The following is a 25,653-nucleotide window of genomic DNA, read 5'->3' as shown; positions in this document are numbered from 1 at the left end:
GTTAGCCCTCCTTTCCGCCAGATAGTTTGATACGCGGATCTATAAACACATAAGCAATGTCAGTAATAAACCGTGCTACCATAAGAAGTACACCATAGAAGATCGTAATCCCCATAATAACGGTATAATCGCGGACACCTATCGCTTCGACAAATTGCTTGCCGATCCCCCCGACACCGAAAATCTGCTCAATTACGACAGAACCGGTTACGATGTTAGCTGTCATAGGTCCCATATAGGTTACCACCGGCAGAATTCCGTTACGCAGCACGTGACGGCTCAAGATAGCTGCCCAGCTTAGGCCTTTGGCCTTAGCCGTCTTGATGTAATCTGCATGCAGGACCTCCAGCATACTGGAGCGCGTCAGCCTCGCTATGAAGGCTATAGGCTGCGCTGATAACGCGGTTACCGGCAAGACATAATACATCGGCCCTTTGAACCCGGAGACCGGGAACATGTGGAACTTGTAAGCAAACACATATTGCAGCAGCGAGGCGACTACAAAGCTCGGAACCGCAATCCCCAGCACCGCCAGCACCATTGCTGCACTGTCAATAAACTTGCGGTGATAGAGTGCCGCCATCATGCCGAGGAAGACTCCGACAATAACCGACACGAGAATTGCGATAAGCCCCAGCTTCAGAGACGCCGAGAATGTCTGGCCGATCAAGTGTGTTACATCCTGATTCAGACGCTTCATGGATACACCCAGATCACCTTGGGCAATTTCACCCAAATACTTGAAATACTGATGATAGAGCGGCTTGTCCAATCCATATTGCTCGTATAAACGCGCTTTTATTTCTGGTGGAACCTTCTTTTCAGAAGTAAACGGGTCCCCCGGAATAGCTTTCATCAGAAAAAAGGTCGCTGAAATCAGCACAAATAGCGAGACAACCATATAGAAAAACTTATTGGCAATATAACGAACCATCCCCATCAACACCTCCTTTAACTTTTTTGAGACACATAATTAGATTTTATGAAAAAAATGGCCATTTGTCTAATTTCTTATTTTGTAAGTTCGTGAAATGTTTAACAAAAAGCCTGAAATGCAAAAAAAAGGGATATATATGGAATTCCACATATATATCCCGAAGTGTAAAGTTCCCTTCAGACTATCACTATTCAGTTATATAAGCTGAAGGTTCTGTCATTCTTAGTGCTCGAGCAGGTAAGCGCGAGTGAAGTCAATTGCACCGCTGAAGTCAAGAGTTACACCTTTGAGGTACTCTTTAGTCAGGGAGTTGTTAGTGTAGTAGTAGAATGGAATCAGGATCATGTCATCCTGAATGATCATTTTCTCAGCCTGTGCAAACAATTCTTGGCGCTTTGCCAGGTCAGAGCTTGTTTTGGCTTCGTTAATCAGCTTGTCATATTCAGGGTTAGCGTAACCAGTATCATTGTTACCGCCGCCTGTTACCCACATATCCAGGAAGGTCATTGGATCATTGTAATCCGCAGTCCAGCCGGCACGTGCGATCTGGTAGTTCAGGTTCTGGCGGTTGTCGATGAATACTGCCCACTCCTGGTTCACAGTGTTTACAGTGATACCCAGAGCCTGTTTCCACATATCAGCTACAGCCAAAGCGATTTTCTTGTGGCCTTCACTTGTGTTGTAAGACAATTCAATTGGTGGCAGCTCAGTCAGACCTTCTTCAGCCAGACCTTCTTTCAGCAATGCTTTGGCTCCTTCAATATCTTCTTTGAAGTAGTCGTCTTTAACTGCAGTACGGTATTCACCGTCAGCGCCCGCGATACCTGGAGGTACATACCCGAAGGCTGGAAGCTGTCCGCCCTGTGCTACGTTGTCAATCAGCGATTGACGGTTAATAGACATTGCAAGAGCTTTACGGATTTTTACATTGTCAAACGGTTTTTCAGTGATGTTGAATTCATAGTAGTAGGTACTTGCGATACCTTTTCTCTGGAATTCTTTAGGGAACTCTTTCTGTACGATTGGTACTTGTTCTTGCGGGATTTCACCGTGAGGTGCACCAGCGCGGTCAAGCTCGCCGTTCTTGTAGCTCAAGAGTTCAGTTGCTCCACTGTTAACCAGGGAGAAGTCGATTTTCGCCAGCTTGATGTTGGCAGCATCCCAGTATTTATCGTTCTTGCTAACTTGCAGGGATTGGCCGGTAGTCCACTCAGTCAGTGTGAACGCGCCGTTAGTGATCATAGTGTCTTTGCTTGTAGCCCATTTAGCATTACCCTCAACGGATTTGTGTACAGGGTAATAAGTATAGAAGGACAGAAGTCCAAGGAAGTAAGGAGTTGGTGCTTTCAGCGTAACTTCAAGAGTTTTCGCATCTACAGCTTTTACGCCCACTTGACTGAAATCTGTAATTTTCTTTCCATAATATTCTTCAGCATTCTTCAGGTAGTACAATTGATAAGCGTAAGGTGCAGTAGGATCTGTGTTAGGATCGAGCACGATTTTCCATGCGCGAACGAAGTCAGCAGCTTCTACAGGGTCACCGTTGCTCCACTGTGCATCACGCAGGTGGAACGTATATACCAGTCCGTCAGCGGAAATATCCCACTTTTCAGCAATACCCGGCTCAGCTTGGCCAGTTTCATCATTCATACGGGTCAGGCCTTCATACATAGTTTTCAGGACGGTGTTGGCTTGGCTGTCCTGAGCTTGTGCAGGGTTAAACGTAGGTGGTTCTGCAGTCAGGTTGACTCTAAGTGTCTGGTCAGCAGCCAGCTTCTCGTCACCTGTTGTTCCTGTGTTCGTGCTGCCCTCTGGTGCAGTCGTCGCCGCTGCATTGGTGCCGCTGTTCGCATTGTTCTTGTTTCCGCCGCAGCCAGCAAGCACTGTGCCGATCACCAGAACTATTGCGATCATGAGCAATAGACTTTTACTCTTCTTCATCTAGCAGTTCCCCCTAAATAGAATGTGGTATATGGTTTATGATTATACAACCAGTGGTCAAAAAAATCTAGAGCAATATTTTCTGAAAACGACTTTTTTTTAATTCTTTAAAATTTTGTGACGTTGACGCTTCACCGGAGCAGTGGAACGTTACATCGCTTGTGATATGTATTGAATGAGGCCTACAACCATAAATAATACGTAACCTACGCCCAGGAAAAAGAATGAAAGCCGCCATACAGCACGAAGTAACCGTTTTCCGTCCACCCCTCCTTTGAGACGGTTTTGCGCACCGCCAATCAGTCCGGCGGATATTAATACAATAAGTAGTATAAGAAAGAATCCAAAGGTTGAGTCGAAAATAATATTAAACAGTCCCGAAACTGACAGCAATAAAAACAAAGTAGTTACGTCCATCGCCAGCATCATTGTTTTCCTCTTATCATGCCTCAGCCCGATTCCTGCGAAATACACAATCAAAAAAGGAACAATCGGAATAACGCTTAACACGCCGAACGAATTCCGGAGAAATTCCAAACAGCCTCACCCCTCCCTCACAGTCATGCCTTCTACCAGTCCGCAAATCCAGCGGTGCAGCGGAGCCTGAATGCCCTGCCGCAGCCCCATATTCACAATGCTTCCATTAATCCAGCGGATTTCCGTCTCCCTTGCAGCAAGCACATCAGCCAACATCGATGATGTATTGCCCGAAGTCGCGCGGCACACTTCAAGAATGGCGTCCCAGGCATCGTGCTCAGGGAAAATCCCGCAGGCCTCTAATATCCCGGTTGCCTCTATATACAGTTCCTTCATAAGCTGTATACGTGCAGCAGAGGCCAGCAATTCGCCGTTCCGGACCCGCCAAATGGCGGTTAGAGGATTAATGACAGCATTGATCAGAAGCTTCCGGTAAATGATGGTATCCACTTCTTTCGACAGAGAAGCGTGAAATCCTGCTGAGGCAAGAGCTTCTATGAAACTAATTATGGCCTCAGGCTTAGATGCCTGCAGATCAGTTTCATGAATATTTATAGGAGAGCTGCTCTTCCCTATACATATTTCCCCTTTACCCGTATGAATAATCTCTGTTAATGTTTTCCTCTTGGCCGCCTCTGTTGTTACAGCCGCCCAGATGGATGACCCCGGCAGCAGCCCCCTAAGCAGCTCCAGATGTCCGCAGCCGTTCTGAAACCCTATGACTACAAGCTTCCTGCCGCTTAGCGGCCGGAGAATCTCAGGCAGAGCCTCATGAAGCACCTTCTGCTTGACCGTTAACAGTGTAACCTCCCCGGGTTCATCCAGCTGACACTGGGTATATCCTTCTACTGGTGCCGCTGAGAAGCTCCCGCCTGGAAGCCGTGTTGCTTCCCTGCCATCTTCATAGCTAATAGTAAGACCCCGTTCGGATAGCGCCTTGCTCTGCTCCTCCCCCCTGCACCATATCCGTACTTCAACCCCACTGGCGATCAGCCGTCCTGCAAGCAGCAGCCCCAGTGACCCCGCACCTATCACATCTATCCTCATGCTAATCCTGCCCCCTGCCATGCCTTGCTCCAATAATTTTCCTAATTATATCCTGCCTGTCTCTGCAAAAGCAAAACAAAAAACCCTGCTAATCCGTTGCTGTAACGCACTCGGACGCAGGGCTTGCTCTCTAAATCTTCTATTCAATCCGTTCCAGGTTTCCGTTCGCATCCATTTTGAAGCGGGTCTTCTCTTCATCCTCTTCGTTAAGAAAAGCCAGCCTGCGGGCACGGTCCATAATCTGGATCAGCGCCTTGTAATCATCATTAACCACACGGTAATCGCTCTGGGCAAGATTCACTTCTCTGGATAGACGTTCATTCTCTACTCTCAGTTCAGAGAGCTCCTCTTCCTTCTCCCGCAGATCGCGCTCTAGCATCTTAAGCTGTCTGCCGGCCTCCTGGAATGTCCCCTTCCACTGCCGCAGGAAGCGGATGACGGCATCGATGGACAAGCTATTCTCGCTTAATCCTTCGCTGCGGCTGTAGTCTTCCTCAATGTCACCGAGAATCAGTCCGGCAACCTGAGCCCCGCGCGAGGCAGGCTGTTTCTTCAGATAGCTCCGTTTCTGCCGCTGTCCTTTGGCAATCCCGATAGCGTCCTCGTAGCTTTTGCGCACGCAGCTGTTCCAGCGGAAACCGCAGGCCGCCGAAGTTCTGCCGATTTTTTCACCCACCTCTTCAAAAGCAGCAAGCTGTGTGCTGCCCTCGCGGATATGACGCAGCGTTATTTCTGCCAATATCAGATCATCTTCTGCACTCCAAGCATCCTGTCTAACGGCTGTCATAAAGCCTAACCCTCCTAACAACATCATGAAATAACCATCTTCAGAACCGGCAGCTCCGCCGGGTAGTGAATAGGGATAAAAGCTGCTTACTCCATTTCTATGCCTCTATTAGAGTTCATAGAATCTATTTGATACTAATTTGTATTGCCAATTTGTCTGCACCTCATACTACCTTTGTTATAAATTCCTCTTTTCCGTCCAGAAGGCATGTGTCAATAATAAAAATCATATATTTTATGAAATTTTGAATTTTTTTCAATGAATTCGTTTACAGTGTTTTAGACAGCCGTTATAATAAAGGGTAAGCAGCTGTTAGCCGGATTCATACTGGAAGGGGGACCCTCTCTTGGACCGCATGTTTCGCGTTTTAGGATTTTTTACACTCACCATCGGACTTATGGCTTTTGCCGGTAATCTGACGGAAATGGCCCTGCTATTCTTTTTGCAAACCGCTTTTTTTGTGATTCTGGGCTATATGAAATTTACGGAAAAGACCTACATCCTGCTCTTTTGGGGGTATATGATCCTGACGTTTACAGGCTTCAGCTATTGGACGATATTTGAGATGGGATTGCCGCTATAACGCATATATATAGGAGTGAACGGATATGGCTTCTTGCCTTCAGGGAGCATTTCCGTTCTTTTTGTTTGCAAAATTGTAGTTCGGGGAGACGCAAAACAGGGTATGATATTTTAACAGGCTGAAACATATTAATAGTACATACCTGTCTAACTCTGTTCAAGGTGGTGGTGCAAGTGTTATCCCGTAAACCTGTTCGCCGGTTATTCGCAGCAATATTGATCCTCACCTGCATCGCTATGCCGCCGGCTTCTCCGGTGTATCTTTCCGCCGGTTCCGGCTCCGCTTCAGGAGTCAGCGCTCCGCCGCCCTCTATGCCGGATGATGAAGAGACCCGCAAGCTGCTGGAGCAGACGCTGTCCTCCGCAGAGATTGAACGTGAGATTGCCCGGATTACCGCAGAACAACAGACGCTGGAGCGCAAAGCCGCTGAGCTGGAAGACCAGGCAGCCGCCAAGCAGAGTAATATCGCGGATCAGCAGGAAAGGGCGGGTGCTGTTGTGCGGGCCTATTATATGGGGGAACGGGATGGGCTTCTTACAGCCTTTCTCTCCGCCAAAAGTATCAGCAGGCTAATCGCTCTAGTCGATTATTATGAGATTATTATGGGGCAGGACCGGAAGACACTCACGGAATATGAGACACAATATAAGGATTTGAAAAGTACACTGACGGCCGCACGGCGCAGCAGTCAGGAGCTGGCAGAGCTCAAGACGGCGCTCGAAGAGCAACAGAAACGTGTGCTTGCCTTAGATAAGGAGATTGCAGGCGGGATTCAGGCCAGTACAGATCCTGAAAGTATGCAGCGGCTGCTGGAGGAGTTCAGTACATATTGGGAGAATATCGGCCTGCATGAGGTGCGGAAGTATTTCAAAGCGCTGGCTTCTGCCATGAAGCAGCTGCCGGAGTTCGTCCAGAGCCGGGAAGGCGTGCTGGTGCGCAAGGGGATGACCTATAATCTCGCCCTGTCTGAAACGGATCTGAATGAGTTCCTGGTTACCCAGAATCCGCTGTTCCAGGATTTCCGGTTTGCGTTCAAGGATAATTCAGTCTCGGCAACGGGTAAAAGCGGGGGCTTGTCGCTGTCGCTGACCGGCCGCTATACCATACAGCAGGAGCCTGTCAACGGCTTAATGTTCCATGTTGATCATGTGGTATTCAATGGTCTGGAGCTGCCGGATACCACCCGCCAGGCTCTGGAGGAAGAATTCGATCTCGGCTTCTATCCGTCCAAAATCGTCTCCTTCCTGCAGGCCACCGAGGTCGCAAGCTCGGACGGCATCCTGCATGTGAAGCTGTCCCTCTCATTCTAAAGGTGGCTTCACTACTGCTTCAAAAGCGGCCGCATTTAGCTTACCGGTTAACAAACCAAGCACTGCCTCCGCCTTCCGGCTCCACTCTGCCTCAGAGCCGGGACCGGGGGTGTTATCCTCTGCAAGAAACCATCCGGCTTCCATCGGCAGCTTCCCAATCTCGGGCTGAGGGGAGCGGTATAGCTCATCCAGTGCCGGCAGACGGTCCGTGTTCTCCAGCCATTCCATTTGGGCCGTGCTTGATGTGACGTAGGCGAGCCATTGGACCGCTGCTTCCGGACTGCCGGATTGTGCCGGAAGGGCAAAAAAGCGGCTCTGAATAACCTCATAGCTTGGTATATCCTCCTGCTTCTTCGGCATCTGCACCGCAAGTGTAGAATTTCCGTGCTTCTTCCACTCCGATAGCGGCACAGCCGCCACCGCAAGCTTCCCATCCTGCAGCAGTTCCCAGATTTCCTTATTGAACTGGCTGGTCAGATACATATAGCTACGCGCCGCTTCTGTCCACTGGGCCTGCTCAAGGCTGGCGGAGCGCAAGCTGCTGCCCATACTATGCAGCACAGCGGCATACCCGTAAGGATTCCGCGGATCCATTGCCAGCAGATAACGCTTCTTATCCGGATCCTCTTTCAACCGGACCAGCAGCTCATTCCACTGTTCCAGGCTTCCGGGCACCTCCGCAACACCCATTCCGGCGAGCCGCTCCGGCGAATACACGAGGACATAGGGATCGATATCCAGCGGTACTCCCCAGTTATATCCGTTCCACTGCATCTGCGGAATAAGCATCGGAAGCGGCGTGCTCCCGGGAACACTCTGGTAGATATCTACAGGCAGCAGATAGCCCCGGGTAGCCAGATCATAAATACTGTGACCGTCCAGCATCACGATATCCGGGCTTGTCCCAATGGTTAGTTCTTCACGTACCTGTGCTCCCCCGTCTTCCGCCTCTACATTCTTAAGGATCACGCTGACTCCGCTGGATATAGTGTACTCTTTGCTAATCTGCTCAAGCACGCTGAATTCCTCCGTACTGAGCGAGACGCGGATCTGTAGACTCTCGGCTTTGCCTGCTTCCCCTGAAGGAGGACGCTCTGATTGGTCCAGCGGCTGTCTGGGCGGATAGCTACCATGATCCGTATTCAGCTCCATGCTGGGTGACAGGCTTGTCAGGGCCAGCAGCAGAACTGCAAACAGCAGCCAGTAATTTTTGCGTTTCAGCACATGCGCTCTCTCCTTCAGCGTTTCTTATTCCTCATTTTAGCAGAGATGCTGGCGCTTGTCTTGGGTTGTGAAACCGTTCTCTTTATATAGAAGGAAACGGTGGGATGGGAGTGTCTGAGAAGCACAGCCGCAATTTGGGCGGTAGTCGCACCTGCGGTGAATATTTGGCCTTCCGGCCGCTGTTGTCTGCAGATTTCTCTTAATTAAACCGCTGCTCGCGGTAGAAATCCGCAGACAAAGGCGGACGCTACCGCTCCTACAGCTCCAAAATTCCCCTCCGGTGCTATCGCCATGTTGCTCCAGCTAATCCCAGCCAAATCCCCTCCCGCCGCTTCCGGGGGGCGGGCAGGAAAAAACCGGGAGTGGTGATCTCCCGGCTGGAATAAAGTTTGTTGTTGGTGCGGGTTACAGCAGATCGGCGGCCAGCTGGGCCAGATGCGAACGCTCGCCCTTTTCCAGCGTGATATGTCCGCTAATGCCCTGCTGCTTGAACTTCTCCACGATATAGCTGAGCCCGTTGCTCGCCGCATCCAGATAAGGGTGGTCAATCTGCTCGGGATCCCCCATCAGGATCACCTTACTGCCCTCGCCGGCCCGGGAGACAATGGTCTTCACTTCGTGGCGGGACAGGTTCTGCGCCTCATCAATGATAATGAACTGCGACGGGATGGAGCGGCCGCGGATATAGGTCAGCGCCTCTACTTGGATACTTCCCAGACCCATCAATATTTTATCGATATCCCCTGCCTTCTTGGTGTCGAACAGGAATTCGAGGTTATCATAAATCGGCTGCATCCATGGACGGAGCTTCTCATCCTTCTCTCCCGGCAGATAGCCGATATCCTTACCCATCGGTACCACCGGGCGGGCAATCAGCAGCTTCTTGTATTTGTGTTCATCCTCTACCTTGAACAATCCGGCGGCTAACGCCAGCAGCGTCTTGCCTGTGCCCGCCTTGCCGGTAATGGTCACCAGCGGAATATCATCATTCAGCAGAAGCTCAAGTGCCATCCGCTGCTGCGCATTCCGGGCGCTGATACCCCATACCGCATCATTGCCCAGATAAAGCGGCTCCAGACGGGAGGCATCACTGTTGACCTTCAGCAGCGCGGATTTGCCGCTTCCGATCTCATCCTTCAGAATTACGAATTCATGCGGATACAGCGGATAGGACAGCGACAACTGCTTCGTGGACAGGAACCGGTGACTGTAATATTCATCAATCAGTGAAGGATGGGCCATCAGCGACTGGCAGCCGGAATACAGCTCATTCAAATCGCCGGTGCGGTCGGACAGATAATCCTCCGGAGTTATGCCAAGCACATCCGCTTTGATGCGGACGAGAACATCTTTACTTACAAGTACCACAGGACTCGGGTCAGCCTTCTCATTCTCCTCATGAAGATAATTGAGCGCTACAGCCAATATCCGGTTGTCATTGGAGACTTCGCCGAACATCTCCTGTACCTTGACGAAGCTGCGGTGATTAAGCTCCACCTTCAGCGTGCCTCCATGGTCCAGTACCACCCCGCTATGCAGGTGACCCAGCTCCCGGAGTCCGTCTAACAGACGCGATACGGTGCGGGCGTTACGGCCGATTTCATCGGCATTACGCTTCTTGGAGTCGATTTCTTCCAGGACTACAGCAGGAATGACCACCTCATTCGCCTTGAAAGCAAAAATCGAATTGGGGTCGTGCAACAGCACGTTAGTGTCCAGTACGAATATCTTTTTCATGTTATCCCCTCCACAGCGCCTGGTTTGATTGATCATACATAACTCTTTTCAGCAAGGGCAACATAAGGTAAATCACTAATTCTCAGGCTGAAAGGAGTACTCACATATGAGAAAATCAATGTGTCTGTTGCTGGTACTGCTGCTGCTGACAAGCTGCGGTATCGCTAATAAAGAGACATCACCCTCTCCTCAGGATAAACAGTCGGCTGAAGCGGTGCACAGCCAGGGGAACCGCGGATTGCGGTCATTGTCGGAAGATGGTACAGCCGTACAAGAGCCCGCCCCGGATTCGGGACAAGCTTCAGAAGGCAAGCACGACAGCGATGTGGCACTCAAGGATCATTTTGAACAATTAGCGCGAAGAGTGCCAGGTGTGGAAGGCGTCCACTGTGTCGTCATGAACAACCTTGCCGTGGTCGGCATTGATGTGGACGGCGCCCTTACCCGTTCGCGGGTCGGAAGCGTGAAATATTCGGTAGCCGAAGCGATCCGCAAGGATCCCAGGGGCGTAAGAGTTCTGGTCACTGCCGACATGGATCTAAGCAGCAGGCTGGCCGAGATGGGCAAGCATATCTCTAAGGGCAACCCGGTCTCGGGCTTCGCCTCCGAGATGGCCGATATTATCGGCCGGATTATTCCGCAGCTACCGGAGGATATTGAGCCGCAAGGCAATACCCGGTAGATCCAAATTTCAAAAAAAGCCTAGTGATAGCACACTAGGCTTTTTGCATGGCGGCAAACACTTGTCCGTCCAGCTTCTCAGCCGCACGTGCATCGTATACCTTCGCATATTTCGGAGCAGATTCCAGGTGCGCACCATAGAACAGCGCATTACGGACCGCTTCAATCTCAATATCAAAACAGCACATCTTAAACGGAACATCCGGCAACGGGTCCAGCCGAACAGCGGCATGACCGTTAATGGCATGCACCGTCCCTTCGCCAAACACGGTAATCGTTACTCTCGGGTTAACCTTCATGTTGTTTACCAGTCTGGAGCGGTGGTCCACAGCCAGCCGGACAATGGAAGGGCTCACAGCATAGATCCAGGAGATCGCAGTCGACGTAGGTCCGCCGGATTCTGCATCCACAGTGTTAAGAAGAACAAACGTCTCCGATTGCAGCATAGCTAGCAAAGTTTCATTGAGCTGAGCAACGGCTTCAGACATAGTTACAGGCCCCCTATGCGGCAAGAATACATTCAATTTATTATATTATAGCACAGGACGAAACTTGCATTCAATTTACAGATTGTACCCTGCCCGCTGCTCAAGGCTGGCCTGAGACCGCTGCAGCGGACACTCCGGATATCCGGTCCTGGAGGCTTTTCTTGGCTGCGTCCAGCTCCTTATCGTTAATATATACATAGGGACTGCGCCAGGTTCCGGTTACCGGTACATATTCGACATTCTCCTTGGGAATATCCCAATAGGTGGCAATCAGGCTCTTAATCTGCGCATTCTCGATATCGCTCTCCAGATTATTATCCACCGCATCCAGCACCCGGCCGATTTTGAGGACACCGCCCAGCGACTGCATCTGGGAGATCAATGAAGTCAGTACCTCGTTCTGGCGCTTATTGCGTTCAAAATCATCCGAAGGCTTCGTCGCCGGCTTGCAGTTGGACTTGCGGTAACGCACATAATCCAGTGCTTTATCTCCGTTTAGCTGGGCTTCGCCTTTTTTGAGATTAATATTGGTGGCGTCCACACTGTCCGTGTAACACATATTGGCGCTGATATTAACGTCCACGCCGCCGAACTCATCTACGATATCCCGGAAGCCCTGGAAATCCAGCACCGTCGTGTAATCAACCGGAACCCCGAGATACTCACCCATCATCTTCTTCATCTGATCCTTGGCAAGCACGCCGGATTCCTTCTCCTTGCTCTTGAAGCGGGAGTAGAAAGCATTAATCTTCGTCTTCTTGTATCCGCCAAGCTCGACATATGTATCGCGGGGTAATGAGACCACCGTAGCCGATTTGGTCTCCGGATTCAAGGCCGCGACCATGATCACATCCGTCAGATTGGACGGGTGCTTCGGGCGGTTGTCCGTACCGAGCAGCAGCATTGTCAGCGGCTTCTCCGAGGCAGATTGCCCTGCGGCAACCGGCTGGTCCACTCCGAATCCTCCGTGGTCCACCTTCCAGTATAAATACCCTGCGTAGCCTAATGCCGCTATAACAGCAATTAGCAGAATGATGAACAGCACTCTCATCAGCCGGGCGAAGAATCCTCGCTTTTTCGGTTTCCGCGCTTTTTTCTTTGCGGTTGCAGCTGAAGCAGCAGACCTCGGCTGCTGCCGGTTAGTGGTGGTGCTTCCTTGCTGGCCGTTCCTTCTGGGTGGCAGATTGCCCTTACTTCTATTCATAATCCGTTTAGTTCCTTTTCATTCAACTGGAATTGAAGTAGATAACTTCGTAATAACTTAGACGAACCCTGTCATCAAAAGTTGCGTCTACTGCCGTTTTGCAGCCGCTGCAGCCTTCCGCTTCTGCCGGGCCTCCACCAGATAGCGGACCCGCACAAGCAGCATCAGCCCGACCGCTACCAGCAGGCACTGGATGATCGGCAGCTTGTCATGCTGGAAGATAAGAAGCATACCTGAGCCTGCCGCCATCATCACATACAGTACGATCTCTTTGCCGATCGGCAGCTTCTGATTGACGCGAAATACTTGGTTATACACATAAGTCAGTAAGATAAAAATGACAATATAAGCGATAACTGGATGCTCAGCGAACCAGCTTTGCATAGCCGCTCACTCCTCCCGGATCATAAGTTACGCTTACATTATATCACCCGCAGCCGTTTTATACTGCTATTAATCCCTTCAATTTGAAAGATCCCCGCTGTAAAATGAGAAAAACCGCCGGATTATTCCGGCGGCTTGAATGGAAATATCTTACGCTTGGCTGGCTTGCGCCGCCTTACGTTGCTTCTCTACACGCTCGCGCTCGCCCTTATTCAGGATCTTTTTGCGCAGACGTACAGATTTAGGAGTGATTTCACAATATTCATCATCGTTCAGGTATTCAAGCGCGCCTTCCAAAGAGAAGGTACGTGGAGTCTTCATTTTCACAGTGTCATCTTTACCTGAGGTACGCATGTTGGTAAGTGCTTTTTCTTTGCAAATGTTGACGATAATATCGTTATCACGAGTATGCTCGCCTACAATCATACCTTCATAAATTTCAGTACCTGCATCCAGGAAGAGAATACCACGATCCTCAACACCAACGATGCCGTATTGAGTTGTTGTTCCACTTTCGCTTGCTACAAGCACACCCTGATGACGTCCGCCAACTTGGCCGCCAACCAGTGGAGCATAGCTATCGAAGGCATGGTTCATTACACCGTAGCCGCGTGTCAGCGTCAGGAAGTGTGTGTTATAGCCGATCAGGCCGCGTGCCGGAATCAGGAATTCCAGACGGACTTGGCCGGTGCCGTGGTTAATCATGTTGACCATCTCGGCTTTGCGGCTGCCCAGACTTTCCATAACGGAACCCATGCTTTCTTCCGGAATGTCAATCATGAGGCGCTCAAGCGGCTCGGATCTGACACCATCGATGTCTTTAATGATTACTTGCGGTTTAGACACTTGCATTTCATAACCTTCACGGCGCATATTCTCGATCAGGATACCAAGGTGAAGCTCACCGCGTCCAGAAACGATAAACGCATCAGGACTGTCAGTTTCATCTACACGCAAGCTCACATCCGTTTCCAGTTCTTTGAACAGACGCTCACGAAGCTTACGGGAAGTAACCCACTTGCCTTCTTTACCTGCGAACGGGCTGTTGTTCACGAGGAATGTCATCTGCATGGTAGGCTCGTCAATCTTCAAAACAGGCAGCGCTTCAGGATGCTGCGGATCAGCAATGGTCTCACCGATGTTGATATCCTTGATACCGGCAATAGCCACGATGTCGCCTGCGCCTGCTTCTTCTGTCTCCACACGCTTCAGACCCTGGAAGCCGAACAGCTTCTCGATACGGGCAGTCTTGCTCTTGCCGTCACGCATGATGACTGTAACGGATTGGCCTTGCTTGATTACACCGCGGTTCACGCGGCCAATAGCGATACGGCCCAGGTATTCGTTGTAGTCCATCAGTGTTACCAGGAACTGCAGTGGCTCTTCAACCTTCTCGGTTGGAGCCGGGATATGCTCAACGATTGTTTCATAAAGCGAAAGCATGGTCTCATCCTGCTTCTCAGCGTTCATGCTCGATGTGCCGTTAAGCGCAGAAGCATAGACTACAGGGAATTCAAGCTGGTCGTCACTGGCTTCAAGCTCAATGAACAAGTCCAGCACTTCATCAATAACTTCCTTCGGACGCGCAGCCGGACGGTCAATCTTGTTCACGACTACGATCGGGGTCAGGTGCTGTTCCAGCGCCTTGCGGAGTACGAACTTGGTCTGCGGCATGCAGCCTTCATAAGCATCAACAACAAGCAGTACGCCGTCAACCATCTTCATGATCCGTTCTACTTCGCCGCCGAAGTCAGCGTGTCCAGGTGTATCTACGATGTTAATCAGGAACTCTTTATAAGTAATTGCTGTATTTTTAGCTAGGATTGTAATTCCACGTTCCCGTTCGATATCGTTAGAGTCCATGGCGCGTTCTTGAACGTGCTCGTGTGCGCTGAAAATCCCGGACTGCTGGAGAAGCTGATCGACGAGCGTTGTTTTACCATGGTCAACGTGGGCAATGATCGCAATGTTACGGATATCTTTTCTTGAATGCATGATTTGTATCCAAATCCTCTCATTTATCAAATTAAAACTGTTTAAATTCTTAGCATGTCACGGCAGTCTCACAAAAGAAGCGCCAGGCAGAAAGCCGACGCTCCAACATTCCTTAATTTTATAGTGAAAGTACTATGAAAAGCAAGTCTTTTTCTGAAAAAAAACGTTGCCAAGTCCGCTTAAATTTTCTAATTTTGCCTTAAGTCCGGCTCAGCGGTCTTGAATTGTCCTATCAGTGTGTGCTGACGATCTGTTTACCAGCCACCGTTCCACTTCTTGCGGCTTCCCGGTCTGCCTCTTCCCAGCATCAGCCACAGTCCCGCAGCAACCAGCACAGCGCCGAGCAGATAGAGCGCCCCGGTACCTAATAGGGTGAAGATAACCAGCACTACACTAAGCAATCCAAGGATAACAGCGGCTGTAGTTAACCCGCCGGTTCTGCCAGAGGCATACAGCGAATATTCATACAGTCCCACTGCGATCCCCAGCAGAAGAACAGGCCATAAGTGTCTCATGAGGTCCCAGCCCCAGGTATTGCATAAGCCGAAGAGCAAGCCGTACACCGATAGTATGCCCGCTGGAATAAGTACAGATGCAGAAGCGCGGCGGGTGAAAAAGAGCACATGCAGGAACAGGCCCGGAACCAGAATGATGAGCGGCCATAAGGCCCGTCCCAGAAAACCGAACACCCCCAGCTTGCCCAGCAAGATCACGAGGCCGGCGGCGGCGATGAACACACCCAGTTTCATGTCATTTTTGGAAGACATCTTTCACCTATCCCTTCAACATTTCGTGTCTTTATTTTATCTGATAAACGCATAAAACACCATCATTCTTCACACATCGCGGCGGAGCATTCTCCGGAAAAAAGAAATAAGGCTGAACCAAAGCCTTCCAGCTTTTGGTACAGCCTTATTATTGCCGCTTATCAGCCTGCGGATACTTTCCTGTGCTTCAGCATGCCCGTAACAACCACGATAATGCCCAGCAGCATCGGCAGCATAGCATGAAGCGACGGCAACAGGAACGAAATCACCGGGCCGAATTTGGCATCCTGCAGCAGCATGTTCCCGGCGGTATACGCCAGAATATAGGCGCCGATGAACACCAGCACCGGGAAGCGGTGCAGCCAGCCCACGATAATGCCGCTCCCCCAGACGACAATCGGAATGCTGATCGCAATCCCGATTACGATGAGGGCCAGATCCCCTTTGGCAAGCCCGGCAATCGCCAGTACATTATCCAGGCTCATGATGAAGTCCGCCAGCAGGATGGTGCGTACCGACTTCCAGACGCTGGGGCTTCCCTCAATTCTCAGCTCTTCCTCGTCTTCGAGCAGCAGCTTGAAGGATATCCATAGCAGCAGCATTGCCCCTCCGGCTTCAATATAGGGAATCTTGAGCAACAGCACTGCGGCGAAGGTCAGGATACAGCGCAGCGCGACCGCTCCGGCTGCCCCCCACCAGACAGCCAGCTTTCTGTGCTTCTCCGGCAGATTTTTGCTGGCCATCGCAATGACCATGGCGTTGTCTCCGCTGAGCACCAGATTAATCATTAGAATTTCACCAAGCAGCAATAATGAATCCATCCACTTCAGCCTCCCTGAACTCCATGTAACTACATGTATGCCGGGGGGCGACAAGCTATGCTTCTTGTCCCGCTATTTTAGAAACTGCGCATGTACGGCCGGATTGCCGCGTATATCTATAGTCTACGGCCTGACTGGCCGTAAGGGACTGCAAGCCACCAAACCTATAGGAGTGACCCGGGATGAATACATCCGCTATGGATTTCATATTATCTCTGCTGAATATTGTGTTCCTCGATCTGATTCTGGCAGGCGATAATGCCATCGTCATCGGCCTGGCCGCGCGGAACCTGCAGGGAAAGCGGCAGAAGCAGGCGATTCTGCTTGGTACAGGCGGTGCAGTGATCCTACGGATCATCGCGACGATTCTTGTGGTGTGGCTGCTTAAAATTCCATGGCTGCTGGCAATCGGCGGGCTGCTGCTAATCCTTATAGCTTATAAGCTGCTGTCCGGCGGCAGTGCAGAGACGGATATTCAGGCCGGCGGAACTCTGTGGGCAGCTGTCCGGACGATTGTGATAGCCGATGCAGCCATGGGACTGGACAACGTTATTGCTGTTGCCGGTGCAGCGAATCATAATATTACGCTAGTGGTGTTGGGATTGCTGATCAGCGTGCCTATTGTGGTCTGGGGAAGTACCCTGTTTATCCGGTTAATCAACCGGTATCCATGGATTATCTATCTCGGGTCAGGCGTACTCGGCTTCACAGCCTCCACCATGATTTCCGGCGAGAAGGTCATTGCCCCTTATTTCAAGGCACATCCGCTGCTGCACATTCTGTTCATCGCCGCAGTAATTGCCGGTATCCTGGCTGCGGGACACTGGAAGCGCCGCCGGACGGACTCCGCTCTTCAGAACCACTCTTCCTGAAGGCCTGCTTGTGCCGGTACTAAGTCCTCCGGCTTCTCGTTGCCATAAGGTGTAATGAGTACGGTCTCGGTTCCGGCAACCGCCGTATCGAGTAACGCCTGATAGCCCGGCAGCGTCGCTTCAATCTTGTCTACAATCCGCATATTCGGATTCGTCGTCGGCGATTTGGGCACGAACAGTGTACAGCAATCCTCGTATGGCAGGATGGACAAGTCATACGTACCGATGGTCTGCGAGAGCTCCACGATCTCACTCTTGTCCATCATCACCAGCGGACGCAGCAGCGGAAGAGCCGTTGCACGCCCGATCACATTCATGCTGGGCAGAGTCTGGCTGGCCACCTGGCCCAGACTGTCGCCGGTTATCAGCGCAAGTGCCCCCTCCTTCTCCGCAAGGGCGGTAGCAATCCGCAGCATAGCCCGGCGCATGAGTGTAATAATCAGGTTATCCTGCCCGATCCCGGTAAAAGAGGTCTGCACCTCCGTGAACGGAACCAGATGCAGCTTGATTACACCAGCATAACGCGACAAGATACGCGCCAAATCTACAACCTTCTGGCGGGCAAGCTCGCTCGTATAAGGATAGCTGTAAAAGTGAACGCACTCTACCTCCAGCCCCCTGCGCATCGATGACCAGCCCGCAACCGGACTGTCGATCCCGCCGGAGAGCAGCAGCATAGCCTTGCCGTTCGTTCCCAGCGGGAAGCCGCCGACTCCGGCAATATTCTCGCAGAAAATAAGAGTATGCTCTTCACGAATCTCAATCTTCAGCTCCAGATCGGGAGACTTCACATCTACCAGCAGCCCCGGATATCCCTGCAGCAGCGGTGTAGCTATAAGCTTATTCATCTCTATAGAGCCGTAGGGGAAGCCCTTCCACACCCGGCGCGCGCTAACCTTGAAGCTGGTTCCCGCCGCCGGAGCAATAAGATGGAGGAAGGTCTTGCTGGCCGCAAGAATATCCTCGAATTCCGGCCGGGAGACCTTCACCGGGCTAATCGAAGCGATCCCGAATACATTTACGAGCGCCTCCGTTAATTCTCCTGCGGGTTCACCGTTCAATTCGACATAGATCCGTCCGAACTCCCGGGTCAGCTTCACATTAGGATACGGCTTCACCATCTCCTTCACATGCCGCAGTACGGTCTTCTCGAACCGGCTGCGGTTCTTTCCTTTGAGAATGAACTCCCCGAAGCGCAGCAGGAGCATATCCGCATAGTCCATGCTGCTTCCGTATCCGGCTTTCTGTGCTCCGCTACCTGTCTCTGTTGTTGTCATTGGTTATTTCATGCCTCCTTCTGCAATCTTCAAGGATTGGACGGCTGCCAGCAGCGACTGCTCCAGCCGGATCACATCCTGCTGCGTGTGGCTGTCGCCCAGGCTGATCCGTATGCCGCCAAGCGCAGCAGCGGTATCCCTGCCCATCGACAGCAGAATCCGGCTCGGCTCGGCCAGGCGCGAGGAACAGGCGGAGCGTGTGGCGACCGCCATCCCTAGCTCCTCCAGCCTGCGGGCCAAGACCTCCCCTTTCATGCCGGGGTAAGAGAAATGAACAATATGCGGCGCCCCGTCCTCCATGCTGTTCAGCACAAGCTCCGGTATCCCTGCTATATAATTCTCCAGCTGTGCCTTGAGCGGACGAATCCGGGCGCTGAAGGCCTCCCGCTGTTCCCCGCTCATCCGCATGGCCTTGGCTGAAGCTACAATATTAGGCACATTCTCTGTTCCGGCGCGCTTGCCCTGTTCCTGGGACCCGCCAGTCAACAAGGGAAACAGCGTAACTCCTTCTCTGACATAAAGAATGCCCGTCCCGCGCGGACCGCGTAATTTATGTGCGGACAGGCTGTACAGATCAGCCTGCCAGGCCTTCAGTTCGACCTCAAGCTTACCGTAGCCCTGCACGCCATCTACATGAAACAGGGTCCGGCGGTTCACCGCCTTGACCTGTTGTCCGATCTCACGCAGCGGCTGCACCGTGCCGATCTCATTATTCACGTGCATCACACTGACCAGCACGGTATCCGGCCGGACCGCAGCAGCAATCTGCGAGGGTTCAACTACTCCCTGAGAGTCAGGGGCTACGAAGGTAACCTCCCAGCCCAGCTTTTGCAGCTGAAGACAGCTCTCGTAGACCGAAGGGTGCTCCAGCTCCGTGGTCACAATATGCCGCCCTCTGCTCTGATACTGCAGCGCAGCCCCTTTGACCGCCAGATTGTTGCTCTCGGTAGCACCCGAGGTGAATATAATTTCCTGCGGCAGCACATCAAGCGCAGCTGCGCATACTTCGCGCGCACGCTTGATCAGCTTGTCCGCCTCTTCTCCCGCCCGGTGCAGGGAAGAGGGGTTGGCGAAGTGCTTCCTCATCACCTGCTCCAGCGTCTGCACTACCTCCTCATAGGGAGGGGCAGCAGCGGCATAATCCCAATACAGCATATATCGGCGTTCTCCTTTGTGGATTAGAATTCATAACTGCTTATATGTTGCAAAAAGGATCAAACGGCCTGACCCGCAAAAGAAGCAGGGTGCAGATTCCGTTTGATCCTTATATTATACCGCGAATTGGGCGCGGGCGCGTTCTATTTTGGCAATGTAGGCCTGAGTCTCCTTCGGAAGCTCTGAAAGGTTCGCCATAAGCTCAGCATCGCTGCTGACTCCAAGCTTGTTCACCCTGCCCGGTCCGGCATTATAGGCGGCCAGCGCCATCTTCTCCTGTCCGTCATACCGCTTAAGCTGGTACGAGAGGTATCGGACACCGCCGTCAATGCTCTGAGCAGGATCGAAGGGATCGGAGACACCCAGTCCGTTAGCCGTTCCGTCCATTAGCTGCATCAGTCCTTTGGCACCGGCAGAAGATACAACATTCGGATTGAAGGAGGATTCCGTATCAATAACCGCCTTGATCAGATCAACCGGAACGCCATATTTCGCGCTCGCAGTCTGAATCAGCTGTTCATAATCTGTCGGCACGGTCTGCGTTATTTCCCCGGAAATGCCGCTATTGGACTCGGCTGCTTCCCCAAGCTGCTGCCACAGCAGATTCTCCACCGAAGAGTTACCTGCAAGAGCAACATATGTGCTTTTATTGCTGCTGTCAGTGGCTTGAGAGGTCCCCGCCGCCTGCTGAAGCATCGCGGTGAACGCTGCCGCCGAGGAACCGGTCACTCTGGGGTTCGCTTTGGTATCCTCACGCTTCATGCTTGAGCTTCTTAAGTCTACCCATTTCAACTGACCGCTTGGTGCAGCGGCATTGATTGACATGCATTCATTCCCTCTTTCACACGAAGTCTTATATTTGAACTTTACTATTTATTCACAGCGATTACTATATGCCTAAGCGAAAAAACAGACCTCAGACCTGCATAGTTAGGTCTGAAAGCCTGTTTTGGAAATCGGATGTGCAGATTCAGCCGGCTCTAACGGGCAAAAGGAATTAAGACAAAATAGCTTAAAGTGGATACAATCCCCAGCCCCATCGACCAGGCCCCGGCTGATTTTTGTCCTCTGGCATACGCATAATACCCCAGAACAGCGGCAATCGGCCCCAATATAATGGACCAGACGAATAAGGACACGACACCGAAGCCCAGGCCGATGTAGCCAATGCTCCGGTTCTCTCCCTCTCTTACGCCGCCCGTCGTCCGCTCAGCTTCGCCGCTCCGTTCCATAGTGCTCTGAAGCTGCGACGGGAGCGGACTGAGCTCGGCGGCATACTCCTCATTGTGGCTTCTGTCCCGGCGGGGGTAATCGACTCTGCTGCGCGGGCGCAGGATAACCTTTCTGCGGGCGGAACGGTCCACTTTGGGTTCATCATTCGGATTATCCATAAGGGCCTCCTTCTCAAGCGTTCGGCTTGAACGTCAGACAACAGGTTGCGGACGAGGTTCCGGCATGATCATGATGATTACCCGCCGTCAGCTCCTCTGCGTATTCCTCCATGTAACGGCTGCCTGCATGCTGATCGATCTCAATGACAATTTCCTCGGCACGGCACAGGTTCTGTTCTCCCCAATAATGACAGTTGCTCACACTACATTTCACAAGCGGTTTTGTCATAATGATCACCTCGTCATGTATTATGCCCGCTCGGGAAATCAGCTATGCGGCTGACTGCTGCTCACCTGAAAACAAAAAAGACCGCCCCAGCAGCCATATCGGCAGTTGGGACAGCCTTTTACAAAAATAAGGTTATAGACCGGACAATGGATTACACCTGATTCTGCATCCGCTTCTCCGTCAAATAATCATTCTCATAATAAGTCAGATCATCACGCAGTTCCTCATAGACCTTGGTGATCTCCATAATGATATCGCGTGCCGGACGGACAGGCTTCTTGCGGAAACGGATCGCATCCTGACCGGTATAGGCATAACGTCCATCCTCCGAATAACTCTCATTCTTAGGATAGAAGAAGTTATTAACTCCGAGATGATATACATTATATAGCGCTTTTTGCGCGAAAGGTTCATCAAAGGTAGCGCGGCGCAGTGCAAGCCCAAGCTTCTCATAAGACATTTCCGAGAACACCAGCAGATGCCGGAGATCGGACAAGAACCCCCGATAGAAATGCAGCGTTTCTTCATCCTCTTCGGTAACAAGCTGCGGCAGTGCATGCTCGTTCAGGAACAGTTCCATTTTGTCGATAACGGATTTAAGCTTCTCTCTCGTCGATTCACACAACTTCTGCACACTTACTGCTGACATGGCGGTTGCTCCCCCTTATTGTTCCTTGCATTAGTAGTTGTTAATGACACTTAGACATTGTAGCTGTACTCTCTTGATAGTATCACAAAATCTCTTAAGCCTCCACCGTACGGATACCGGAGAAAAATCCTGCTTCTGAAAAGAATAGTGCAAGCCCCGGAAGGCGCTTTCTTTTTGATATTAACATAAAACCAAGGACGGCGGTAGCCTTTTCGTAAGATGCATAAAACAGGCTCTTGCTCCGAACCCTAACCGGTATATGAAACCAAGAAGGAGCGGAAATCATGTCACGTAAAAATTTAACCGTCGCCGGTATAGTCACTGCTGCGCTGACCGTACTGCTGCTCACCTTCGCCCTGCGGCCGGAAGGCAGCGGCGGTACCCTTCGGCAAGCGTCTGTGCCTAATCCCTCTGAGGAAAAAGTAATCAAGAAAACCACCCTCGTGCAGGATGTAACGGCCACTGACAAGCTGAACCGCGTCGATGTAAACAGACATCTGAGCACCCTGCTGGCCGATATGCATCACGCTTCGCCTGAAGCTATCTCAGCATATGCCGCGAGCCTTCAGCAGGGACACGGGCATATTACCATGCTGATGATGGTTGATTTCAACACCCGTAAGACAACCACCTTCAAATCTTCTCTGCCGGAAGGAACCGACCAGGAGAATAAGCAGCTGCTTCATTATCTGAACACTGCCAAAGCTGCGATCAAAGGCCACCAGTCCTATGAATCCCCCTCGTTCATCATCGGCGACAAAAAGTATTATTTCGTAGCCCAGCGTAACCGGGAGGGTCAACTGGCTGTCATCGCCCTGATTAACCAGAAGATTCTGGACCGCGTTGCACTGCATCAGCTCAAGAATCTGCGGCTCATTCCGTACCCGAAGGAAGGCAAGTACCGGATAGAATCCGTCCACGCCGATACCTTGAAGGACATTACGGTCAAGACTGGACATGACAATGAGAACGCCAGCCATTACTATGAGAATGAGATTGTTGTCCGCTTCCCGAATGGTCATCCCACGGCGGCACAGCTTCAGACCATCGCCGCCGATATCCGCTGCAAGGAGCCGCGCAAGCTGGGGTATGCTTATATTTTCCGGTCGGAGCAGATGAGTTACTCCCAGCTCAAGACTTACTTCGCCAAAAAGTGGCATCCGCTGTACGCAGAGCCTCACTATATGTACTTAACCAATGATACGGTAAGTGAAAATACGGGAGCTAATGTGATTACCCCTAACGACCTGCTCTTCTCAACTTACCAGTGGAATCTGCCGGCGATTGAAACCCCGCAGGGCTGGAATCTGTCAAAGGGCAGCAAGGAGATCGTAATCGCCGTTGTGGATACCGGTGTTCAAGCGAACCACCCGGATCTGAAAGGGCAGCTGCTTAAGGGCTACAATGCGATTACCAGCGGCAGCACGCCGGACGACGATGTCGGACATGGCACCCATGTGGCCGGTATCATCGGAGCGTTAACCAATAATGAGGAAGGGGTCGCCGGCATTAGCTGGTATAACAAGATCCTTCCGGTAAAAGCGCTGGATAATTCCGGGGCGGGCACCACCTATTCGGTGGCCGAAGGCATTATCTGGGCGGCAGATCAGGGGGCTAAGGTGATTAATCTCAGCCTGGGCAACTATGCCGACTCGCAGTTCCTGCATGATGCGATTAAGTACGCCTATGACCGGGATGTGGTGATTGTCTCCGCATCTGGCAATGACAATACAGAGCGGCCGGGATATCCCGCAGCCTACGAAGAGGTGATTGCAGTCGCCGCAACGAATGCGGCGGGAGAGCGTGCTTCCTTCTCCAATTATGGGGACTACATCGATGTAACTGCACCCGGAGAGAGCATTGCCAGCACCTATCCCGATAATCAGTATGCGGCGTTATCCGGCACCTCGATGGCCAGTCCCCATGTAGCGGCGCTGGCCGGACTGGTGCGCTCCTTGAACCCTGCGCTGACGAACAAGGAAGTGGCTGCACTCTTGACCTCTAATGCCATCGATCTGGGCACCGCCGGCCATGATAAGTATTACGGCTGGGGCCAGGTGGATATCTACCGAACCCTGCAGGCGGCAGGAGGAGGCCAGGTTCCGCTCCAGCTGTTCCCGCAGCAGGTCGGCAAACAGCTCGATTCTATACAATAAGCTGCTGCCGTTAGCTGTTAAGAGCGCAGATGCCGTTCCAGCAGCAGCAGGAACTGGCGGAGTCCGCGCTCCATCCCCTCCAGCGTCAGCTGCGAATAGCTTAAGCGGATATGCCTGGAGGGTGTATCCCCGGCATAGCAGACATCACCCGGCAGGAAGGAGATCCCTTCCTGCTCGGCCAGAGCGTGCAGCTCCTCAATCGCGGGGGATTCCGGCAGCTGCAGCCACAGATTCAGCCCGCCCCCCGGCAGCTGCCAGGTTACCCCGGCCGGAGCATACTGCTTCAGCAGCCTCGCCGCCGCCTCCTGGCGGACACGCAGCGCGGACCGCAGCTTCGCTGCGTACTCGTCATATTGGCGCCCGATGAAGGGCAGTACAGCCCGCTGGGTCAGCAGCGGACTGCCCAAATCACTGGCTGACTTGGCGGCGATCAGCCGGGAGAGAATATTGCCCTCAGCAGCAACACAGGCGATCCGGCAGCCGGGGGCGAGGACTTTGCTGAAGCTCTTCATATAGACTACATGCCCGGCGGTATCCAGCGATTTAATGGACGCCGGGGGCGGCTGATGGAAGTACAGGTCACTGAACGGATCATCCTCCACAATGAGACAGCGGTAACTGCGGGCAAGCTCCAGCAGTCGCTGTCTTCTTGGCATGCTCATGGTGACCCCGCTCGGATTCTGAAAGGTCGGATTCGTATAGATGAGCTTAGGCGGCCTCCGGTCACACATCGCTGTAAGCTGGTCCACCCGCATGCCGTCCCCGTCCATCGGAACGAAGATCATCTCAGCCCCCCGCCCGGCAAAAACATCAATCGCCCCCGTATAGCTGGGCGCCTCCAGATACACCGTATCCCCCGGCCCAACAAAGGTCCGGGCGACCAGATCGATCCCCTGCTGCGCACCGCTTGTGATCATCAAATCACCGGCGCCCAGCTGGATTCCGCGGCTCTGCAGGTGCCTGCGCATCACCTCGCGCAGCTCCGGGTCTCCCTGAAAATTACCATAAGTGGCCATTAGCTCAGGCTGGTCCTTCACCAGTGCAGCCATGGTCGTGCCAATCGGCCCAAGCGGGAGCAGACTGCTGTGAATGGAGGCCAGATGAAAGGGATATTCTACCTCAGAATAATCGAAGTTACGCCAGAGCTGGGCCCGTGGCAGATAGTCATCATATCCGTCCTGCCACCCCGCTTCTGCGTCTTGCCTGCTCCGGTCCCGTTCTGCCACATAGCAGCCCTTGCCCTGCCTGCACAGAATATGTCCGCGCAGCTCCAGGTCAGCGTAAGCCTTGCTTACCGTTACCTGGCTAACCTTCAAGGAGGAGGACAGCCCTCTGACAGACGGCAGCCGCGAACCCGGCTGGAGCAGCCCCGAGGTGATCCGCTGCGCGATCGTCTCACTGATCTGCCGGGGCAGCGGTTTGTCGCCGCTGCGGAGTAAATCAATATGCATGGCCCGTCTCCTCCCAACTGTTATATTTACCGCTTTACTGTTATACCGCTATACCGTTATGATACTACAAAATTCAGAATAGCAGGGAGC

The 25,653-nt window shown here is 52.1% G+C and carries 25 protein-coding genes; 5 read left to right on the top strand and 20 right to left on the bottom strand.

Annotation, left to right across the window (positions count from 1 at the left end):
* Position 1 precedes the first annotated feature (1 nt).
* From NST04_RS12285 to NST04_RS12265, 5 genes are all read right to left on the bottom strand, one after another.
* Entirely contained in the window at positions 2 to 934 is a 933-nt protein-coding gene (locus NST04_RS12285; RefSeq protein ID WP_076076346.1) for an ABC transporter permease, read from the bottom strand.
* A 225-nt stretch (positions 935 to 1,159) separates the two neighbouring features.
* Positions 1,160 to 2,878, bottom strand: coding sequence for a peptide ABC transporter substrate-binding protein (locus tag NST04_RS12280; protein ID WP_341184453.1), 1,719 nt, complete (start codon positions 2,876 to 2,878; stop codon positions 1,160 to 1,162).
* A gap of 150 nt (positions 2,879 to 3,028) precedes the next feature.
* Entirely contained in the window at positions 3,029 to 3,388 is a 360-nt protein-coding gene (locus tag NST04_RS12275; RefSeq protein ID WP_305954367.1) for a DUF3397 domain-containing protein, read from the bottom strand.
* A 33-nt stretch (positions 3,389 to 3,421) separates the two neighbouring features.
* A complete protein-coding gene (locus NST04_RS12270; protein WP_341184452.1) occupies positions 3,422 to 4,402 on the bottom strand; it encodes a ketopantoate reductase family protein in 981 nt (326 codons plus the stop codon).
* A gap of 139 nt (positions 4,403 to 4,541) precedes the next feature.
* On the bottom strand, positions 4,542 to 5,189 hold the full coding sequence (locus NST04_RS12265; protein WP_036690232.1) for an RsfA family transcriptional regulator: 648 nt from the start codon (positions 5,187 to 5,189) through the stop codon (positions 4,542 to 4,544).
* 346 nt (positions 5,190 to 5,535) lie between these two features.
* Between NST04_RS12265 and NST04_RS12260 the strand changes: the two genes are divergently transcribed.
* On the top strand, positions 5,536 to 5,772 hold the full coding sequence (locus NST04_RS12260) for a DUF2626 family protein (protein ID WP_340752288.1): 237 nt from the start codon (positions 5,536 to 5,538) through the stop codon (positions 5,770 to 5,772).
* 173 nt (positions 5,773 to 5,945) lie between these two features.
* Positions 5,946 to 7,082 carry a coiled-coil domain-containing protein gene (locus NST04_RS12255; protein ID WP_341184451.1) on the top strand — a complete coding sequence of 379 codons (1,137 nt, stop codon included), beginning with the start codon at positions 5,946 to 5,948 and terminating at the stop codon, positions 7,080 to 7,082.
* On the opposite strand, the gene NST04_RS12250 is transcribed toward NST04_RS12255, so the two are convergent.
* Both NST04_RS12250 and NST04_RS12245 read right to left on the bottom strand, forming a co-directional pair.
* Positions 7,074 to 8,306 carry an extracellular solute-binding protein gene (locus tag NST04_RS12250; protein ID WP_341184450.1) on the bottom strand — a complete coding sequence of 411 codons (1,233 nt, stop codon included), beginning with the start codon at positions 8,304 to 8,306 and terminating at the stop codon, positions 7,074 to 7,076. The genes NST04_RS12255 and NST04_RS12250 overlap by 9 nt on opposite strands.
* Positions 8,307 to 8,711: 405 nt before the next feature.
* Positions 8,712 to 10,043 carry a PhoH family protein gene (locus NST04_RS12245; protein ID WP_340752285.1) on the bottom strand — a complete coding sequence of 444 codons (1,332 nt, stop codon included), beginning with the start codon at positions 10,041 to 10,043 and terminating at the stop codon, positions 8,712 to 8,714.
* A 106-nt stretch (positions 10,044 to 10,149) separates the two neighbouring features.
* Here NST04_RS12245 and NST04_RS12240 point away from each other — a divergent pair, with 106 nt between their 5' ends.
* Positions 10,150 to 10,725, top strand: coding sequence for a YhcN/YlaJ family sporulation lipoprotein (locus NST04_RS12240; protein ID WP_341184449.1), 576 nt, complete (start codon positions 10,150 to 10,152; stop codon positions 10,723 to 10,725).
* 34 nt (positions 10,726 to 10,759) lie between these two features.
* Here the strand turns inward: NST04_RS12240 and NST04_RS12235 are convergent, their stop codons facing one another.
* The 6 genes from NST04_RS12235 to NST04_RS12210 form a co-directional block, all read right to left on the bottom strand.
* Positions 10,760 to 11,212, bottom strand: coding sequence for a pyridoxamine 5'-phosphate oxidase family protein (locus NST04_RS12235; protein WP_036690242.1), 453 nt, complete (start codon positions 11,210 to 11,212; stop codon positions 10,760 to 10,762).
* A gap of 100 nt (positions 11,213 to 11,312) precedes the next feature.
* Positions 11,313 to 12,416, bottom strand: coding sequence for an LCP family protein (locus NST04_RS12230; RefSeq protein WP_341184448.1), 1,104 nt, complete (start codon positions 12,414 to 12,416; stop codon positions 11,313 to 11,315).
* 87 nt (positions 12,417 to 12,503) lie between these two features.
* Complete coding sequence (locus NST04_RS12225) at positions 12,504 to 12,800, bottom strand: YlaH-like family protein (RefSeq protein WP_340938881.1); 297 nt, start codon at positions 12,798 to 12,800, stop codon at positions 12,504 to 12,506.
* Between the two features lie 150 nt (positions 12,801 to 12,950).
* Complete coding sequence (gene typA, locus NST04_RS12220; protein WP_036724305.1) at positions 12,951 to 14,795, bottom strand: translational GTPase TypA; 1,845 nt, start codon at positions 14,793 to 14,795, stop codon at positions 12,951 to 12,953.
* Between the two features lie 254 nt (positions 14,796 to 15,049).
* A complete protein-coding gene (locus tag NST04_RS12215) occupies positions 15,050 to 15,562 on the bottom strand; it encodes a hypothetical protein (RefSeq protein ID WP_341184447.1) in 513 nt (170 codons plus the stop codon).
* 161 nt (positions 15,563 to 15,723) lie between these two features.
* Positions 15,724 to 16,383: a TerC family protein gene (locus NST04_RS12210; RefSeq protein WP_341184446.1), complete on the bottom strand. Its 660-nt coding sequence runs from the start codon at positions 16,381 to 16,383 to the stop codon at positions 15,724 to 15,726.
* A gap of 182 nt (positions 16,384 to 16,565) precedes the next feature.
* On the opposite strand from NST04_RS12210, the gene NST04_RS12205 reads away from it, so the two are divergent.
* Positions 16,566 to 17,255 carry a TerC family protein gene (locus NST04_RS12205; RefSeq protein ID WP_341184445.1) on the top strand — a complete coding sequence of 230 codons (690 nt, stop codon included), beginning with the start codon at positions 16,566 to 16,568 and terminating at the stop codon, positions 17,253 to 17,255.
* Here the strand turns inward: NST04_RS12205 and thiI are convergent.
* The 6 genes from thiI to NST04_RS12175 form a co-directional block, all read right to left on the bottom strand.
* Positions 17,237 to 18,478, bottom strand: a complete 1,242-nt coding sequence (gene thiI / locus NST04_RS12200) for a tRNA uracil 4-sulfurtransferase ThiI (protein WP_341185228.1) — start codon at positions 18,476 to 18,478, stop codon at positions 17,237 to 17,239. The two genes, NST04_RS12205 and thiI, sit on opposite strands and share 19 nt — an antisense overlap.
* 57 nt (positions 18,479 to 18,535) lie before the next feature.
* Positions 18,536 to 19,687 carry a cysteine desulfurase family protein gene (locus NST04_RS12195; protein ID WP_341184444.1) on the bottom strand — a complete coding sequence of 384 codons (1,152 nt, stop codon included), beginning with the start codon at positions 19,685 to 19,687 and terminating at the stop codon, positions 18,536 to 18,538.
* A 114-nt stretch (positions 19,688 to 19,801) separates the two neighbouring features.
* A complete protein-coding gene (locus tag NST04_RS12190) occupies positions 19,802 to 20,512 on the bottom strand; it encodes a lytic transglycosylase domain-containing protein (protein WP_341184443.1) in 711 nt (236 codons plus the stop codon).
* A 155-nt stretch (positions 20,513 to 20,667) separates the two neighbouring features.
* Positions 20,668 to 21,078 carry a hypothetical protein gene (locus tag NST04_RS12185; protein WP_341184442.1) on the bottom strand — a complete coding sequence of 137 codons (411 nt, stop codon included), beginning with the start codon at positions 21,076 to 21,078 and terminating at the stop codon, positions 20,668 to 20,670.
* A gap of 13 nt (positions 21,079 to 21,091) precedes the next feature.
* The gene (locus NST04_RS12180) at positions 21,092 to 21,307 is read right to left on the bottom strand and encodes a DUF1540 domain-containing protein (protein WP_341184441.1); all 216 of its coding nucleotides are present in this window, start codon (positions 21,305 to 21,307) and stop codon (positions 21,092 to 21,094) included.
* 151 nt (positions 21,308 to 21,458) lie between these two features.
* Positions 21,459 to 21,956 carry a YpuI family protein gene (locus NST04_RS12175; RefSeq protein ID WP_036724316.1) on the bottom strand — a complete coding sequence of 166 codons (498 nt, stop codon included), beginning with the start codon at positions 21,954 to 21,956 and terminating at the stop codon, positions 21,459 to 21,461.
* A 284-nt stretch (positions 21,957 to 22,240) separates the two neighbouring features.
* Between NST04_RS12175 and NST04_RS12170 the strand changes: the two genes are divergently transcribed.
* On the top strand, positions 22,241 to 24,112 hold the full coding sequence (locus NST04_RS12170; RefSeq protein ID WP_341184440.1) for a S8 family peptidase: 1,872 nt from the start codon (positions 22,241 to 22,243) through the stop codon (positions 24,110 to 24,112).
* A gap of 17 nt (positions 24,113 to 24,129) precedes the next feature.
* Here the strand turns inward: NST04_RS12170 and pdxR are convergent, their stop codons facing one another.
* Complete coding sequence (gene pdxR / locus NST04_RS12165; protein ID WP_341184439.1) at positions 24,130 to 25,563, bottom strand: MocR-like pyridoxine biosynthesis transcription factor PdxR; 1,434 nt, start codon at positions 25,561 to 25,563, stop codon at positions 24,130 to 24,132.
* Positions 25,564 to 25,653 lie beyond the last annotated feature (90 nt).

The organism is Paenibacillus sp. FSL H7-0756 (genome assembly GCF_038006765.1).
GTDB lineage: Bacteria > Bacillota > Bacilli > Paenibacillales > Paenibacillaceae > Paenibacillus_AQ.
This window is presented reverse-complemented; position numbering and strand designations above follow the sequence as displayed.

Coding starts and splice junctions, on each gene's coding strand:
- NST04_RS12230 (WP_341184448.1), bottom strand. CDS start 12,416: ATGAATAGAAGTAAGGGCAATCTGCCACCCAGAAGGAACGGCCAGCAA.
- NST04_RS12280 (WP_341184453.1), bottom strand. CDS start 2,878: ATGAAGAAGAGTAAAAGTCTATTGCTCATGATCGCAATAGTTCTGGTG.
- NST04_RS12180 (WP_341184441.1), bottom strand. CDS start 21,307: ATGACAAAACCGCTTGTGAAATGTAGTGTGAGCAACTGTCATTATTGG.
- NST04_RS12190 (WP_341184443.1), bottom strand. CDS start 20,512: ATGTCAATCAATGCCGCTGCACCAAGCGGTCAGTTGAAATGGGTAGAC.
- NST04_RS12205 (WP_341184445.1), top strand. CDS start 16,566: ATGAATACATCCGCTATGGATTTCATATTATCTCTGCTGAATATTGTG.
- NST04_RS12215 (WP_341184447.1), bottom strand. CDS start 15,562: ATGTCTTCCAAAAATGACATGAAACTGGGTGTGTTCATCGCCGCCGCC.
- NST04_RS12240 (WP_341184449.1), top strand. CDS start 10,150: ATGAGAAAATCAATGTGTCTGTTGCTGGTACTGCTGCTGCTGACAAGC.
- NST04_RS12195 (WP_341184444.1), bottom strand. CDS start 19,687: ATGCTGTATTGGGATTATGCCGCTGCTGCCCCTCCCTATGAGGAGGTA.
- NST04_RS12285 (WP_076076346.1), bottom strand. CDS start 934: ATGGTTCGTTATATTGCCAATAAGTTTTTCTATATGGTTGTCTCGCTA.
- thiI (WP_341185228.1), bottom strand. CDS start 18,478: ATGGACTATGCGGATATGCTCCTGCTGCGCTTCGGGGAGTTCATTCTC.
- NST04_RS12245 (WP_340752285.1), bottom strand. CDS start 10,043: ATGAAAAAGATATTCGTACTGGACACTAACGTGCTGTTGCACGACCCC.
- typA (WP_036724305.1), bottom strand. CDS start 14,795: ATGCATTCAAGAAAAGATATCCGTAACATTGCGATCATTGCCCACGTT.
- NST04_RS12175 (WP_036724316.1), bottom strand. CDS start 21,956: ATGTCAGCAGTAAGTGTGCAGAAGTTGTGTGAATCGACGAGAGAGAAG.
- pdxR (WP_341184439.1), bottom strand. CDS start 25,563: ATGCATATTGATTTACTCCGCAGCGGCGACAAACCGCTGCCCCGGCAG.
- NST04_RS12235 (WP_036690242.1), bottom strand. CDS start 11,212: ATGTCTGAAGCCGTTGCTCAGCTCAATGAAACTTTGCTAGCTATGCTG.
- NST04_RS12170 (WP_341184440.1), top strand. CDS start 22,241: ATGTCACGTAAAAATTTAACCGTCGCCGGTATAGTCACTGCTGCGCTG.
- NST04_RS12210 (WP_341184446.1), bottom strand. CDS start 16,383: ATGGATTCATTATTGCTGCTTGGTGAAATTCTAATGATTAATCTGGTG.
- NST04_RS12185 (WP_341184442.1), bottom strand. CDS start 21,078: ATGGATAATCCGAATGATGAACCCAAAGTGGACCGTTCCGCCCGCAGA.
- NST04_RS12225 (WP_340938881.1), bottom strand. CDS start 12,800: ATGCAAAGCTGGTTCGCTGAGCATCCAGTTATCGCTTATATTGTCATT.
- NST04_RS12270 (WP_341184452.1), bottom strand. CDS start 4,402: ATGAGGATAGATGTGATAGGTGCGGGGTCACTGGGGCTGCTGCTTGCA.
- NST04_RS12265 (WP_036690232.1), bottom strand. CDS start 5,189: ATGACAGCCGTTAGACAGGATGCTTGGAGTGCAGAAGATGATCTGATA.